This is a genomic window from Acinetobacter sp. CY81 (genome assembly GCF_059515925.1).
Genome location: NZ_JCAKNC010000006.1, coordinates 166908 through 182669, shown reverse-complemented (window position 1 = coordinate 182669; position 15762 = coordinate 166908). Strand labels below are relative to the sequence as shown.

Annotated in this window: 14 protein-coding genes and 1 other RNA gene; 8 read left to right on the top strand and 7 right to left on the bottom strand. The window is 38.3% G+C overall.

The annotated features are described in order from the left end of the window. Positions 1-54: 54 nt before the first annotated feature. Positions 55-1389, bottom strand: a complete 1335-nt coding sequence (locus AC5YDM_RS09430; protein ID WP_496151848.1) for an ISNCY family transposase — start codon at positions 1387-1389, stop codon at positions 55-57. A 303-nt stretch (positions 1390-1692) separates the two neighbouring features. Here AC5YDM_RS09430 and AC5YDM_RS09425 point away from each other — a divergent pair, with 303 nt between their 5' ends. After that, the gene (locus AC5YDM_RS09425) at positions 1693-1998 is read left to right on the top strand and encodes a hypothetical protein (RefSeq protein WP_496151847.1); all 306 of its coding nucleotides are present in this window, start codon (positions 1693-1695) and stop codon (positions 1996-1998) included. Positions 1999-2075: 77 nt separating this feature from the next. Next, on the top strand, positions 2076-2222 hold the full coding sequence (locus tag AC5YDM_RS09420) for a hypothetical protein (protein WP_496151846.1): 147 nt from the start codon (positions 2076-2078) through the stop codon (positions 2220-2222). A gap of 268 nt (positions 2223-2490) precedes the next feature. Here the strand turns inward: AC5YDM_RS09420 and pepP are convergent, their stop codons facing one another. Both pepP and AC5YDM_RS09410 read right to left on the bottom strand, forming a co-directional pair. Continuing rightward, entirely contained in the window at positions 2491-3807 is a 1317-nt protein-coding gene (gene pepP, locus AC5YDM_RS09415) for a Xaa-Pro aminopeptidase (RefSeq protein ID WP_496151845.1), read from the bottom strand. An 88-nt stretch (positions 3808-3895) separates the two neighbouring features. Beyond that, positions 3896-4516, bottom strand: coding sequence for a UPF0149 family protein (locus tag AC5YDM_RS09410; protein WP_496151844.1), 621 nt, complete (start codon positions 4514-4516; stop codon positions 3896-3898). 65 nt (positions 4517-4581) lie between these two features. Between AC5YDM_RS09410 and AC5YDM_RS09405 the strand changes: the two genes are divergently transcribed. From AC5YDM_RS09405 to ssrS, 3 genes are all read left to right on the top strand, one after another. Beyond that, complete coding sequence (locus AC5YDM_RS09405) at positions 4582-5133, top strand: hypothetical protein (RefSeq protein ID WP_496151843.1); 552 nt, start codon at positions 4582-4584, stop codon at positions 5131-5133. 2 nt (positions 5134-5135) lie between these two features. Further along, a complete protein-coding gene (locus AC5YDM_RS09400) occupies positions 5136-5420 on the top strand; it encodes a cell division protein ZapA (RefSeq protein WP_496151842.1) in 285 nt (94 codons plus the stop codon). A 101-nt stretch (positions 5421-5521) separates the two neighbouring features. After that, positions 5522-5703, top strand: a non-coding RNA gene (gene ssrS, locus AC5YDM_RS09395) — 6S RNA. A 217-nt stretch (positions 5704-5920) separates the two neighbouring features. On the opposite strand, the gene AC5YDM_RS09390 is transcribed toward ssrS, so the two are convergent. The 3 genes from AC5YDM_RS09390 to AC5YDM_RS09380 all read right to left on the bottom strand — a co-directional run bounded on the left by AC5YDM_RS09390 (position 5921) and on the right by AC5YDM_RS09380 (position 10665). Next, on the bottom strand, positions 5921-6043 hold the full coding sequence (locus tag AC5YDM_RS09390) for a hypothetical protein (protein WP_496151841.1): 123 nt from the start codon (positions 6041-6043) through the stop codon (positions 5921-5923). A 138-nt stretch (positions 6044-6181) separates the two neighbouring features. After that, positions 6182-7333 carry a putative solute-binding protein gene (locus tag AC5YDM_RS09385; protein WP_496151855.1) on the bottom strand — a complete coding sequence of 384 codons (1152 nt, stop codon included), beginning with the start codon at positions 7331-7333 and terminating at the stop codon, positions 6182-6184. Positions 7334-7680: 347 nt separating this feature from the next. Beyond that, a complete protein-coding gene (locus AC5YDM_RS09380; RefSeq protein WP_496151840.1) occupies positions 7681-10665 on the bottom strand; it encodes a heavy metal translocating P-type ATPase in 2985 nt (994 codons plus the stop codon). Positions 10666-10746: 81 nt separating this feature from the next. Here AC5YDM_RS09380 and AC5YDM_RS09375 point away from each other — a divergent pair, with 81 nt between their 5' ends. The 3 genes from AC5YDM_RS09375 to lon all read left to right on the top strand — a co-directional run bounded on the left by AC5YDM_RS09375 (position 10747) and on the right by lon (position 14347). Further along, a complete protein-coding gene (locus tag AC5YDM_RS09375) occupies positions 10747-11178 on the top strand; it encodes a MerR family transcriptional regulator (RefSeq protein WP_496151839.1) in 432 nt (143 codons plus the stop codon). Positions 11179-11186: 8 nt separating this feature from the next. After that, positions 11187-11777 (top strand): 5-formyltetrahydrofolate cyclo-ligase, encoded by a 591-nt coding sequence (locus AC5YDM_RS09370; RefSeq protein WP_496151838.1) that lies wholly within the window; start codon positions 11187-11189, stop codon positions 11775-11777. A 143-nt stretch (positions 11778-11920) separates the two neighbouring features. Continuing rightward, a complete protein-coding gene (lon, locus tag AC5YDM_RS09365; protein WP_496151837.1) occupies positions 11921-14347 on the top strand; it encodes an endopeptidase La in 2427 nt (808 codons plus the stop codon). A 366-nt stretch (positions 14348-14713) separates the two neighbouring features. On the opposite strand, the gene AC5YDM_RS09360 is transcribed toward lon, so the two are convergent. Then, on the bottom strand, positions 14714-15658 hold the full coding sequence (locus AC5YDM_RS09360) for a M20/M25/M40 family metallo-hydrolase (protein WP_496151836.1): 945 nt from the start codon (positions 15656-15658) through the stop codon (positions 14714-14716). Positions 15659-15762 lie beyond the last annotated feature (104 nt).

The following is a 15762-nucleotide window of genomic DNA, read 5'->3' as shown; positions in this document are numbered from 1 at the left end:
TGGTATTCACCAATTAAAATGTCTATGCGATAAACCATTTAAAATGTCCTGTTTTTAACGACAAGAGTCAAGCACAGGATTCAACTTTCTTTGTTCAATACCGGCTTTCTGAGCTTTACGACTTGGCATACTTTTGTTTGTTCTTGAACGTTTATTCTGTTTTTCCAATGCTTCATGCTGCTGTTGAATATGCGCTAGAACTGAACCTAAACGTTTATTTTCAACAATCTCATTTTGCTGTAGCCCAGCCAATTTATTGAAGATGCTGTAGTTGAGCTTTCGTCCTTGATGCATGAGGGCCACAGTCCCATCCGGATACTCTAGAAATGAAATATATTGCCCAACTAATTTCTGGTTTAATTCAGTCGGTTCAAGCATATAAATACATTTGTCATAGGTCAGGGTTAGATTCTTGGTGACCTTACGCGGTTCCTGCCAGGTAAAAATATCATCCAGTTCAAGATCAGATTCGGTTAAGGGCCGATGTAAATTCTTTGAGTTTCTCGCACATTTGGCGAACCTCTGATTGAAATGCTCAATAAAGCAGGGTAGCCATGCATTGGCTTCAGCAATCGAACCGATGCCTTCTAGGCGCATCTCCTTGATCAAACGGTCCTGAAGGGTTCTATTCGCTCGTTCTACGCGGCCTTTGGCCTGTGGTGAGTTGGCGAAGATAATATCAATGTTTAACTCGTTCAGAATCCGCCCAAATTGCGTGATCTTGCTGTCTTGGCTCGATTTCTGATTGACTCGGAATACCGAGTGTTTATCGCTATAAAAGGCCAAGGGCTTCCCATATTGCTCAATGTAGGCTCGGGTTGAAAGCATGTAATCAAAGGTCGTTTCCGCTTCACAAAAGCGCAGATGCAACAGCTTTCCAGTGGCATCATCGATATAAACCAGCAAGCAGCATTTGGCGGCTCGGCCTTCAAACCAGTCATGATATGAGCCATCAATCTGAATCAGCTCACCCAAGCAATCCCGGTTATAGCGTGGCTGATATGGGCGTTTTAGACGTTTGGATCGCGGAATCCAGAGCTCATTTGCAGTCATCCAGCGCCGAAGCGTTTCTACAGGGATATTCAGGTCAAACATGCTGCTGAGCTTCTCATGCGCCAAGGTGGGTCCAAATCCGAGCAGATGTTCAGAAATAATGGAAAGGCACTTTGATTTTAATAACTCATCATGGCGATGATGACCCGGGTGACCACGACTGGCATGCGCCAGACCTGAAACACCGTCTTGATGGAGCTTCTGCAATAACCGGGTAATTTGACGAGTGGAAAGATTCAGGATTTCAGCAGCACGGACTTGGGTAATACGATGATCTCGAACCTCTTGCAGAACTGCAAGACGTTGAATTTCTTTATCAGACATAGTGATCAGCATCTATATTTTATATCCAGTCCATGATGATAAAAACCATCATAAACTAGACATTTTTATTGGTGAGAATATAGACAATTTAAATGGGTTCTAACAAGAGCATTTCGAATACGGTGTATTATGTTAATTTTAGAAAAGCTTAACTCGCTGGTAGTTTTATTCTTTTAGATAATTTTATTTAAAGCTGTTCAACATACTGAAATAAAGGGAAATATATTGAGTTATTATGAACATATAAAGTCGCAGTCTAAATTGTATCAAGTGATGGTGTATGGTTGTATTTCACTAATCAGTTTTTGGATGTTCATGAATCTATGGGGATATAATGCGATCTTAAAATATAAATTGAATAATCCTAAAAATATCATTGAAACTTGTGCATATTATAGGGGAAAGAGTAAATCGAAAAATGGTTCAGGTTACTATCTTAATGTTGATAACCATGTTTACGATACCCAAAGGATTCATAAAAAAGCTTTTCCTTCAGGTTTAACATGGCGTGAGTTTTATGAGGACTTAAATCAAAGCCAATCTGTCTGCTATAAAATCAAATATGTACAACTTAATTTTATTTTAGCGAAAAAAATTTTCATCTATGATTATCAAAAGTAATTAAACACTATCTATTTAAGAGTATTTTCTTATGTAACATAATGGCTGTTATACAAAACTAAAATAAAGGAAAAGGTATGGATTCGAAAGAATTAGCTAATCTGCTCAAAAAAGGAATCATTAACGAAAACCTAGAAATCTATAAAGGGTTGTTCACTGATTACTTACCATCAGAAATAAAAGATCCTTATTTGATTAAAGCAGTAAGTTTTTTAATACTTTAACAGACGAACATAAGAGAGTTTTTTCTCAATCTTACGCCAATTAATGATTGATTCTATTAGTAATGTATTAGATGTTATTGATGGTAGCTCAAGTTTAAAAGAACACAATGGTGATTTTTCTTTGCTCTATGAGGGTAAACCAATAGGATATTTACAAGATCATTTTCTATCTCAATTTGATTAAAAATGTAAACTCTATACTAACTATTTAACATAATGAGTGCTATGCGAAATAAAGCCGATCTTCAAATCGGCTTTATTTTGAAAATTATGAAGCCATCAATGCTTCAATATCTTCAATCGTTTTTACAACTTTGGAAGTTAGGTTCAATGGACCATTTTTAGTGGCAACGATATCATCCTCAATACGGATACCAATACCATGCCATTTTGCATCAACCGTTTCATCATCAGGCGCAATATAAAGACCCGGTTCTACAGTGACTACCATACCCTCTTCATAGGTACGCCATTCACCATTTTGCTTATATGAACCGACATCATGTACATCCATGCCTAGCCAATGCCCTGTACCATGCATATAGAACTGACGGAAAGTTTCCTTTTCAATAATCTCGTCAATATCACCCTGCATGATGCCGAGATCAAGTAGACCTTGAACCAGAATACGTACCGCAACATTGTGTGGCTGTTTATAAGAATTACCAATACGCACAGCATCAATCGCAGCAATTTGTGCATCTAAAACCACTTGGTACAATGCTTTTTGTTCAGGACTAAATTTACCATTCACAGGGAAAGTTCGAGTGATGTCTGATGCATAGCATTCATATTCACATGCAGCATCAATCAAGACCAAATCACCATCTTTTAGCTCTTTGTTATTTTCCACATAATGCAGAATACAGCCGTTTTCTCCGCCACCGACAATGCTGTTATAAGACGGTACACAGCCATTTTTACCAAAGACATAATTCAGTTCCGCTTCTAACGCATATTCCATCATGCCTGGATGAACTGCTTTCATCGCTTGAGTATGCGCTTCAGCACTAATGTTGGATGCAATCTGCATCAATTGAATTTCTTCAGCGTCTTTATGTAAACGCATTTCATCAACAATGCGATCAAGCTGAATGAGTTGCGCAGGTGCTGTTGTGCCCTTACGAGATTCACCATTGGCTTGCACAATCCACTTGGCTACACGAGCATCAAACTCTGCACGTTGACCAATGCGATAGAATAATTTTTCTTTATTCAGTAATTTTTCAATGATTTCTTCATCAAGTAGATCAATGGCATAGGCTTCATCTGCATCATAATCATCTACTGCTCCATCTACACCTGCACGATAACCATTCCAAATTTCCATTTCACGGTTACGTTCACGACAAAATAGACTATAGGTATATTCTTCGCCATTCTCAGAAGTTTCGATGACAGCGACTGCTTCAGGCTCAGCAAATCCTGTTAAATAGAAGAAACTACTATCCGTACGGTACTTATAGTCTGCATCACGATTACGCATTGCTTCTTGGCTGGTTTCAATAATCGCAATACTGTTCGGTCCCATCGCTTCTGCTAAACGATCACGACGGTCTTGGAAATCTACTTGAGTTAATTTCATTGTTATATGGCTTTTCTAGATGAATATGGGCGTTGATGTTTACACCTTAATGTAAACATCAACCACTTCAATTTATAGGAAGTTGTCTTCAACTTGGACGATTTGGCGTAAACATTTCGACTACACTGACATCTGACTTTTTCGTCGAATGACTTTTCGCTTGTTTTAACAGTGTGCTTTCAGATACCTCAACTTTGGTACGACCTACAGCAAGACTGACAGGAATCAGACGAACAAACTCATAGAGCTCTTCGTAGCTTTCTTCACCTTCTTCGTCATTGTCAGATTCTTCAAACTCAACTGCTGCCACATCTTGTAAATGCTCAATCAGCTCAATTTCATCTGGACGGATTTGACCTGAAGCCAATCCAAAACCAAGTACCACACCTGCACACCAATCCGCCAGGGCTTGAACACGTTCATCTAAAGCATGGGTATCATCTGGAAGCATTGGAAGATAATCCAATTCATCATCAGATAAAGCATGAGAAACATCTTCTGTCTCTTCAACCAACAAATCTAAAGCTTCTTCTGTCAATTCAGGTACAGCAAGTGTTGATAAGATTTGTTGCCATTCTTCACGTGAAGGCGATTGCGTTACACAAACAATACCAGTTAAAAGCCCATGTAACTCACTTGGACTTGAAATCTCTTCAATTGAACTAAAATGTTGATTCCAATCTAACCAACCTGAAATATCGTCTTGCATTCGCTTTTCCAATCTCTATACTTCTGTATATATTACCTTTGATTACGAATCTACGCGACCTCGTTATGTTAGAAGAATTACAGCGTCTACAGGCGCACATCAATACGCTCAAAACGCGTCTGAATGACGTTGAGAGCCAAAATGCAACCTTACTACAAGAAAAACAACGTAGTGAGGAACAACATTTCGCGCAAATCGTGCAAAAAAATAGCATTATCACGAAAAAGCAAGATGAAGCAGATGACCTCACTGAAAAATTAAGCCAATTACAGACTTCATTTAATCAGCTCAATACTGACTCAACAGCTTTGGCTGAACGATATGGACGTTTAGAGAAAAGTTGTACTGATCTTAAAAATCGTTTCCAAGAAATTTTGGCTGAACGAAATGAACTGCGTGTAGTGAAAGAGAAGGTTTTGGGTGAGCAACGTCAAGCTCAGCAAGAAATTCAAGAACTCCAATCTGAAAAAACACGTCTCATTCAAAAAAATGAACATGCCAAAGCAAAAGTTGAAGCGATTATTCAGCGTTTAGCGATTTTAGGTACTGAGCAAGATCAGCATGCGCAAGAGATTCAACAACTTGCTCATCCGTCTGAAACCAATGAGGAAGCTTAAGCATGTCTGAATTAGTCACAGTCGAATTACGTTTAATTGAGCAATCGTTTCGTTTATCAACCACTGCTGAGAAAAAAGCAGATTTGGAACGTGCTGGTGATTTACTCAATGAAAAGTTTCAAGAGTTTCGCCGTAAAGCACCAAATGTTGAACATAACAAATTGGTGATCATGGTTGCACTTGAACTGATGCAAGAAGTTTTGAGCATGAACAAATCCTTACAAGAATACGCGCACTGTGAACGACTTTTAAGTGTGATTCTGGAAGATGTTGAAAAAGCAGTATAAAAACTGCTTTTTCTTTATGCAAACAGATCAAACCCTGTTGTATTTGAGAGTCTAAGTCCAAGTTAAGATTTGCCAATCATCCTTGATGATATATACTTGGTTTATCTCTGAGGTGTTCGCCAGTGAGTCTATATCCCTGCCGATACTTATATCCCCGGATGCGTTCTGTGTATTTAGAGTGTATGCCTGCCTTCGTGCAGGAAACCCAGCAAGTATACGTCGCGTCCACCTTGAACTCATCGGGTTCAGGGTAACGACATGCAGCGGCATCTTCGGAGTGTTTATTTTCCTATCAACTGTTTAATCAGAAAATAATTTAAAATAAAAAAATTTAGTTTTATCCAATTTAAATATTTCGCATTATTCCAAATTTAGTTCAGCGCCATCTATTAACGATTTTTATATTCCTACTCTTAAGCATCCGATTCAATTCGGCATAAAAAAGCACCTATAAAAATAGATGCTCTTTACTCACCATCCTTGATCACATTCACTATAAATCAACCCATTGATTTGTTGTGTAAAGTGTTATCCATTTTGCGTGTCTCTTCATAAAATGCTGGGTTATAAGCACATGCACTTAAAGCAACCAATAGTGCAATTAAAACAAAAGACTTAATCATGAAGGTATCCTCATAAATGATGGAAAGATGCTGCAAGAAATGCAGAACTTGGTACATCATCAATATACTAGGATACCAATCATTATTAAAACAGATTAATTTAATACTTTTAATTCAAATTACAGATTGTAAAATATTCTATTCATCTTTCAGGGCACATTCGAAATTGCTTGGATATTGGCTACAACGTGATTTTTTCAAAATACTCATCATCGCAGGATCGTAATACCCTTCTTTGGTCATTTGAATTCGCGCCTCTCTCATAATTTTTAAATAACCAGGCTTTTCTGCTTCACGAATATCCATCCAATATTTGTCAGGAATGTCTTTTTCCATTTTATCGACAAATTGAAAAGCGGGTGCGAGTTGCTTTGAAATCATTTCACGGGCAATTGGTCCCATCCCTGCTGGAAACTTATTTCGATGCATGATCAGTGTTCCAGTCACTTGAACCAGTGGAAAGCGAATAATCGCGCCCACGACTTTTCCTGATTTATCCTGCATCCCTTTATGTAGCTCTAATGGATCAAATAAAATCGCAGGTGCCGCCATGATATCCACTTCACGATTGTTAAACTTCCCACCGACTGATGTTAAGTCAACGGTAACGGGCTGTGCTCCGACATTTTGAACCAATTTTTTCTGTGTCGCATCAAAACCCATCACCGCCACTTTTTTCCCTGCAGCTTTCGGTAAGGTATCAATACGACGATCATTCACCATGATATAAGCTGCACCTAATGGCACGATACCGACCACTTCATAGTCACGATTGACCATTTTGCTATCAAACTCAGGACGGGCTAAAAGCTGAATCACTTGCGTCAATTGCTTATAGTTTTGTACCGCACCGATCGCATCAATACTGCCGACAAACTTATTGAATTGTCGTGCTCTAATATTACTAATCCCTGCACCATCACAGCGTTTACTTCTAAAATCCTCAGTAAGAACACGTTCATCGGTATAGACTTTTAGATTGACTTCAGTGGATGCCTTTTGCTTTAGCTTTGGATAATCGAGATCAATCTTCATTTGTAGTTTCGAAGGTCGGGTAATATTCATATTCACCCCAAAGTCTTTTGCAACTTGAGCAATTCGAGGCAATTCACTGATATAACTGGTCGCTTGATCAAAAGCCTCACCATTGGCACCATTGGGCGAATAGATGCATAAGCTGACTTGTTTTGGAATTTGTTTCCACGTCTGTGGATTATTCAAGAGCGTTTTGACCTTAGCCGTTGAATGAGCAGATAAAGTCAAATCTAACTTTGGTGCTGCATGATTCATTTGAGTAATCAATATGGTCGTTACAGCTGTGGACAACACAGCCCATTGTCGTAATGAATCAATTTTATTTTTCATAAGGAATCCTTATCCTAAAGAGTTTTTATTATTGAGAATTTTTATATTTATTAAGTTAAATTAATTAAAATATTTAACCAATGACTCAATAGCGGGCACAATCAGGCGTTTAAGCCATAAAGGTTAAAAATCAAGTACTGAATCTAATTTATATTTACAAATAAAGCTTTTAAGCTAATTTTCCTTTAGTCGGTTAAATGTTTTAAATGATCAATGGCATTATTCTGTTATTAAAAAAGCAGCCGAAGCTGCTTATGATATCTCTGATTCTTTTAAGATTTATTTAATCTCAGTGCATTAATTACCACTGACAATGAACTTAAAGACATTGCTATTGCTGCAATCATTGGGGTAAGTAATAAGCCTGTCAGTGGATAAAATATTCCCGCTGCGACTGGCACGCCTAAACCATTATAAACAAATGAAAATGCAAGATTTTGTTTCATATTTTTTACGCCAAGTTTTGCCATATGAATTGCATCTGCTACACCGCGTACATCACCTTTGACTAAGGTAATTTGTGCAGTCTGTTTGGCAATATCTGTCCCATTACCCATGGCAATCCCGATATTGGCTTGGGCTAATGCAGGTGCATCATTGATACCATCTCCAGCCATGGCAACCACTTTCCCTTCGGCTTGGAATTTTTTCACAAGATCTAATTTATCTTGAGGTGTGCAGCTGGCAAAGAACTGTTGAATTCCCAAAGTCTCCGCAACGACTGAAGCATTTTGCTCATGATCACCTGTTGCCATGATGACTTCTACACCATCACTCAACAATTTATGAATCACCGCTTTTGCATTGTGTTTGATTGCATCGTGAATCGAAATATAGGCAAGCACTTGCTGATCATTGGCAATAAAACTAATCACATTACCTTCACGGCGTTGTTGATCCAGGATTTGTATCAACGAATCATTGAGTGATAACCGCATAGTTTCGATGAGTTTTTGACTTCCCACATATAACCATTGACCATCAACTTTAGCTTTCACACCAAAACCAAAAACATCTTCGAAGTCTTGAGTACTTAATAACTGATCTTCAGGTACAAGTTTCGTTAGAGTCTTAGCAATCGGATGACTCGAATTCTGCTCAATCGAAGCAATCCATGTTTCGACTTGAATGAGTTGTACATCATCGGTTAACAATTTGATTTCTTTTAAACTTGGCTTACCTTCCGTCAATGTTCCAGTTTTATCAATAATCAAGGTATTCACTTTACTCAAAGCTTCAATCGCTTCAGCATCTTTAAACAAAACACCTTTCTGTGCGGCGCGTCCTGTGGTTGCCATGACAGACATTGGCGTAGCTAAACCTAAGGCACACGGACATGCAATGATCAATACAGCTACAGCACACATCAATGCTAAATCGAATTGAGCCTGACCGAAGATCATCCAAGTAACAAAGGTTAAGACACTAATAATAAGCACAGTGATGACGAAATATTTAGCAACTACATCCGCCATTCGCTGCAAAGGTGCTTTTGAACGTTGTGCATCTGCGACAGTCTGAATCATTTTAGCTAATGTGGTGTTTTGACCAACAGCTGTCGTGCGTATTTGAATACTGCCCTGTTGGTTAACCGTTCCACCAATCACTTGATCATTGAGATGCTTTTTGACTGGAAGTGGCTCACCCGTCATCATTGATTCATCAATATGCGTTTTACCCTCAACCACAATTCCATCCAATGGAATCTGCTCACCTGACGCAATCAGTAAAATATCACCCTGTTGAATGTCATCAATATCAACTTGGATTGTTTGCCCATTTTCAATCCGTTTTGCAGTAGTAGGTTGAAGCTTAAGCAAAGCTTTTAAAGAATCTGCTGTTTTGGCGCGTGCTTTCAACTCCATGATTTGCCCAAGCAAACTCAATGACACGATCATGCATGCTGCTTCAAAGTAGACCGCGACACCATGACCTGTTTTTGCTTCCATAGGAATTAAAGATGGGAAAATAGTCGCCACCACACTATAAATAAATGCAGCTAATATGCCGACTCCAATTAAACTCCACATATTCAAATTTCGGGTTTTATATGAAGTAAAACAACGCTCAATAAATGGCTTACCCGCCCACAACACCACTGGAATACTCAGAACCAATTCAATCCAGGGTTGAATATGTGGTGAGATGAAAGCATGAATATGCGAACCCATTGCCAAAACAAAAACCAGTAAAGTGAGTGGTAAAGTCATCCAAAAACGATGGCTAAAATCAACCAACTCAGGGTTCGGTCCATCGTCTAAACTCGGTTGCATCGGTTCAAGTGCCATACCACAAATCGGACATGTGCCTGGACCTTTTTGCACAATTTCAGGATCCATTGGACAAGTGAATAACACATCATCCATCCCTTCAGGTTGTGCACGTTGATCCATCGGAATCAAATACGGTTCAGGGTCATTCTTAAACTTGGATAAACACGATGGATTACAAAAATAATAAGTTTGATTTTGATAATCAGTCTTTAAATCTGTTGATCTTGAAACGGTCATACCACAGACAGGATCAATTTCAGATTCGCCATCAGTGATGACATGTGTACCGCCACAACAGCCAGAAGATGCAGTTGTCATCGGTTTTGGAGGTTCAATGGCACAACATGAACTCTGAGTTTGGGCTATCTTTTCAGATGTCGGTTGAGTTATCTGATTCTGTTCATTCTTTCCACCACAACAGGATGAACTTTCGGACTGCTTTAAATATTGCTCTGGATTGGCTACAAATTTTTCAAGACATTTTGGATTACAAAAATAATAAGTCGTTCCTTGATATTCAACGTGTGGCTTTTCAGGGTTAGTCACAGTCATACCACATACAGGATCAATTTCTTTAAATGAGAATGAGTATGATGGATCTAGACTTGTTCGCTTTTCAATTTGAGGAGCTTGCTCATTCTTTTTTAAGGATGAACAGCATGATTGATTTTTTTGGGCAGCATCTGATTGAACAAAATGATTATTATGCTCAGAAGGCGTATTGTGCTCAAAAAAATTAATACTTACTTTTTTATAGTCTATTTCATTAATATAGTTGCTAGGGTGCAATTCAAATTTTTCTCTGCATACTAGACTGCAGAATAAATACTTTTTTTGATCCCAATGAATAAAATATGGTGAATCCTCATCGACTTTCATGCCGCAGACTGGATCAAGATCCATTACTTCCATCACCTGTTCAGATTGTATCTTTTCTTGATCAGACTTTTTCGAACAGCATGAATGTTTTTGTTGCTCAGTCATGTCGATTACCTTTATTCATTTATCATTTGTGTTAGCATAAAGTCTGTACCTAAGTACAGAGTCAAGTCTTTTAGGAAATCAATGATGCTCACGATTGGAAAGCTTGCAAAACATTGTGATATGAATGTAGAAACCGTCCGCTACTATCAACGTATTGGATTATTACGTATTCCAAAATCAACTACGGCTTATCGTTACTACAATGAGCAAGATATTGAAACTTTAAGCTTTATTCAAAAAGCCAAAGATGCTGGACTACAACTCAGTGAAATCCAGGAATTACTGACTTTAGAACTTGATGACCGCGTTCAAGTCAGACAGGTCATTGAACAACGTTTAGCAAAAATAGATCAGCGAATTCAAGAATTACAATCTTTAAAATTACGTTTAGGCTCTTGGTTGGATGAATGCAAAAGTAGCAGCGAAGATTGTTGTCCAATTCTAAAAGTATTAAAAAATTCTGAAAAAAAAATTCTGAAAAAACCCAGAACTTCGACTCAGTCCAAATCATAGAGAAACACATGTCCGCCAAGCTAAATATATTGCGTAAAACATTAAGACAACAGCGTCGACGCGTGTCTACTTTTGAACAAAAACAATCTGAACAAAGTGTTTTAAATCTAATTGTAAAATCCGCAGTGTTTAAACATGCCCAAAAAGTCGGTTTGTATCTACATGCATTTGGAGAAATTCAAACAGATTTGATAATCAAAAAATGCTTTTCACTAGGGAAACACGTTTACCTGCCTATGATTTGCAACATGAATCAAAAACTTGTTTGGATTCATGTCTCACGTAGCCAATACTTAAATAAGCGATTCACACATCATCGCCTGGGTATGAAAGAACCGATACAGACTCGTGCTAAGAATGTCGATCAACTTGATCTACTGATCATGCCATTATTAGCATGTGATCATTTAGGAACGCGTATGGGAATGGGTGGCGGTTATTATGATCGAACTTTAGCACAAGCTAAATACAAACCTATTCGTATCGGACTAGCGCACGATTTTCAATATTTATCAGAACCTCTGATTCGTCAAAGTTGGGATCAACCACTCGATATTTTAATTACACCATCAAAAACCTACCGTTTTAGACGGATTTAAGTCTAAATCACGAATTTTGCTTAATATTTGTGCTTTTTATCTAAGAAATTAAGCATAATTATCACATATAGCCCTTGTAATTTAAAAAATACCCATCACTATAAAAAATATGGCAACACCGTTGTCACTCATTAGGAGTGCTCATGACTGATATTATTATGAATGAAGAAAACTTAGAACTTCAGACCCCAAGCGTATTACCTCTTTTAGCATTGCGTGATGTTGTTGTATATCCACACATGCAAATTGCGCTATTTGTCGGCCGTGAAAAATCGATTAAAGCAGTTGATGTAGCTCGTAACGGTGACAATTTAGTATTTGTGGTGGCACAACAAGATTCTCTATCAGAAGAAATCGATCACGATAACCTGTACCAATACGGAACAGTTGCGAAGATTGTTCAAGTTGTAAATCATGAAAATGATGAAAACTGCATTAAAGTTTTGATCGAAGGCATTCACCGTTCGAAACTGGTTAATATCATCGAAAATGAAGGATATTTATCAGCTGAACATGCGCTAAGCCCGATGACGATCACGATTGATGAATCGACTCAATCGACCCGTCTTGAAGAATTGCGTGTGCTCTTTTCACAATATGCTGAAGCAAAATTACGTAATGCACGTGAATTGATTGCCGCAGCTGCAAAAATTGATGACCTATTACAGTTAATGTTCTTCGTTGCTACACGTGTTCCACTGAACATTGATGTGAAACAAAAGTTCTTGGAACATGATCAATTTGAAGCACATCTACAAGAGTTAATGACTTACTTGTTGCAACAATCTGAAGAACAACAGATTGAGCAAGGTTTGCATGACAATGTAAAACGTCAAATGGAAAAGAATCAGCGCGAATATTTCTTAAATGAAAAAATGAAGGTCATTCAGCGCGAACTCTCTGACATGAACGGCGGTGCTGAAGATGATGTTGCAGAGATTGAACGTCGTTTAGCTGAAGCTGATTTGCCTGAACACGTCCGTAAAAAAGCAGAAGCTGAATTCCGTAAGTTGAAAGCGATGCAACCTGCCTCAAGTGAAGCGGCTGTCGTACGTAATTACATAGAAGCAATTTTAGATACGCCATGGAATAAAGCGAGCAAAGTGAGTATTAACCTCAATAAAGCTCAAGATATTCTAGATACCGATCACTATGGTTTAGATGATGTCAAAGACCGCATCATTGAATACCTAGCAGTTCAGTCTCGTGTCAAAAAATTGAAAGGCCCGATTCTGTGCTTAGTCGGTCCTCCAGGTGTAGGTAAAACTTCTCTTGGTGAATCTGTCGCAAAAGCCACAGGTCGTGAGTTTGTTCGTATGGCACTCGGTGGCGTACGTGATGAAGCTGAAATTCGTGGTCACCGTCGTACTTATATCGGTGCGATGCCAGGTAAAATCGTGCAATCGTTGACGAAAGTTGGCGTGAAGAACCCATTGTTCTTACTCGACGAAATCGACAAGATGGCGCAAGACTACCGTGGCGACCCTGCTTCTGCACTGTTAGAAGTACTTGATCCTTCTCAAAATAGTAAATTTAACGACCACTATTTAGACCTCGATCTTGATCTTTCTGAAGTGATGTTCATCTGTACTGCAAACAGTATGAATATTCCAGAAGCATTGCTTGACCGTATGGAAGTGATACGTCTACCGGGTTATACCGAAGATGAAAAAGTGAATATTGCGGATCGTTACCTTGTTCCTAAAGCAATTAAGAACAATGGTCTACGTGCCAATGAATTAACCGTTCATGAACAAGCAATCCGTGACATCGTACAGCGTTATACACGTGAAGCAGGTGTTCGTAGTCTTGAACGTGAAGTGTCTAAAATTGCACGTAAAGTGGTAAAAGAAGCGGTGAGCAAGAAAGCTAAGAATCTTCAAGTGACTGTTGATTCAAGTAATCTTCCAGACTACTTAGGTCCACACAAATTCGACTTCGGCATGGCTGAAGAAGAAGCTCAAGTAGGTCGTGTAAATGGTCTGGCTTGGACATCTGTGGGCGGTGAGCTACTGACCATTGAAGTTGCAGCAGTGAAAGGTAAAGGTAAATTCATTACAACGGGTTCTCTCGGTGATGTAATGAAAGAATCGATTACCACTGCAATGACGGTTGTACGTACTCGTGCAGATGAACTCGGTATTGAAGCTTCGCGCTTTGAGGAAACTGATGTACACGTGCATTTACCTGAAGGTGCGACACCAAAAGATGGACCATCTGCTGGTTTAGCATTAACGCTTGCTCTTGTTTCTGCATTTACTGGCATTGCAATTCGTCCTGATATCGCGATGACAGGTGAAACGAGTCTAGGTGGTCGTGCAATGCGTATTGGTGGTTTGAAAGAAAAGCTACTTGCTGCGCACCGTGGTGGGGTAAAACTTGTTTTCATTCCTCAAGACAACGTCCGTGATTTGGCTGAAATTCCAGAGAACGTAAAAGAAGGGCTAGAAATTAAAGCTGTGAAATCAATTGATGAGATTTTACCTTTAAGCTTAATTTCAATGCCTAAGCCACTGGCTAAAACTCCGATTGTAAAATCGGTAGATGAAGGCAAAGCTGCACGTCATTAATTCATCTCGCTGGTGAATTCTAAGTAAAAAATGAGAGCTTCGGCTCTCATTTTTTTATCTATTAAAACCGCTATTGAACTCTTCTTAACGTGATATCTCTGATCATTCATCAAGTTGAAATTTTGTTATTCATCCTCATTTATATAGGTAGAGGTTTTCAAATTCGAATGTTGATTTCCTTTAAAACTTAAATCTGTGTCTCCAGACGGATTTAAGTTGATTCGCAGTCATATACCCTTTTATGACTGCGATTTTTTTAATCAAAATACTGAAGCCTTTAAATTATTGATGATTTTTAAATAATCAACATTTTAAAATATAGGTTAATGTACATTGCTTGAACAAATTCAGCTATCACCAAATTTTCTACTTAATATTTAAAATCGTTAAAACAACGCCATCAATCACATGCTTCATTTTCTGTAAATTTAAAGTTTCTACTTTGTCATTTGGCGTGTGGTAGTTTTTATTTCTAAAGAAAGCCGTATCGGTAATCATCACCGCTGGAATACCTGCATTCCAATAATTCAAATGATCTGAAAAATCGACTCCAGTGACGAATGACGGCGCGACCAATCTTTGACAATCTAAACGATTGATCTGCTTCATGGCAGCACAGTATTCACTCCCTAAGCGATTCGAATCAAAATTACTGACAGCACCAATAAAGTTACCATGTGCAGGATAAAAGAATTTCAAACCTGCAGGATATTCTTGAATATTACGCTGATCAAAATAGCCAATCATTTCTAATATAAAAACCCCAGTAATTCGATCTTTATATTTTTCTATCGCCTTCGCATGGACTGCACTGCCCATCTGTTCAGTTCTAAAGTATGGTGGCTCTTCTAGGGTATAAAATACAAATTCAACATTATGTTTTAAATGCCTTTTCTCTTTTGCCAAAATCCGTGCTGTTTCCAACACACCTACAACACCAGAAGCATTGTCATCAGCACCATCCGTTTCACTATGTACATCATAATGTGCACCGACAATGAGATTTTTGGCCGCACCTACATTGAGTTCGCATACTACATTTCGGTACCGATTTGATTCCACCATATAGTTTTGGAAATCACATGGGATGCCAAACTTCTGCATCTGCCCTTGAATCCATGCGGATACACGATTCAATTCTTCGACTTGCGTATGATTTCTATATTTGCTCGAACTAATAATTTGATTGAGATAAACCGATAAATTTTCAGTTTCAGCTTGATGCCGATTTGAAGATAAATTTGCTAAGGAAAAACTACTGATACAACATAATGAGCAGACAAATAGTGTTTTGATAATCGTTTTACGCATATTGAACTAAACCGTATTATTTTATTGTGACGTGAATAATTAAGCTGATTTTTTTGATTCTATTTTTTTAAATATTTAAAATAATCTTCGCTTAATTTAGCACT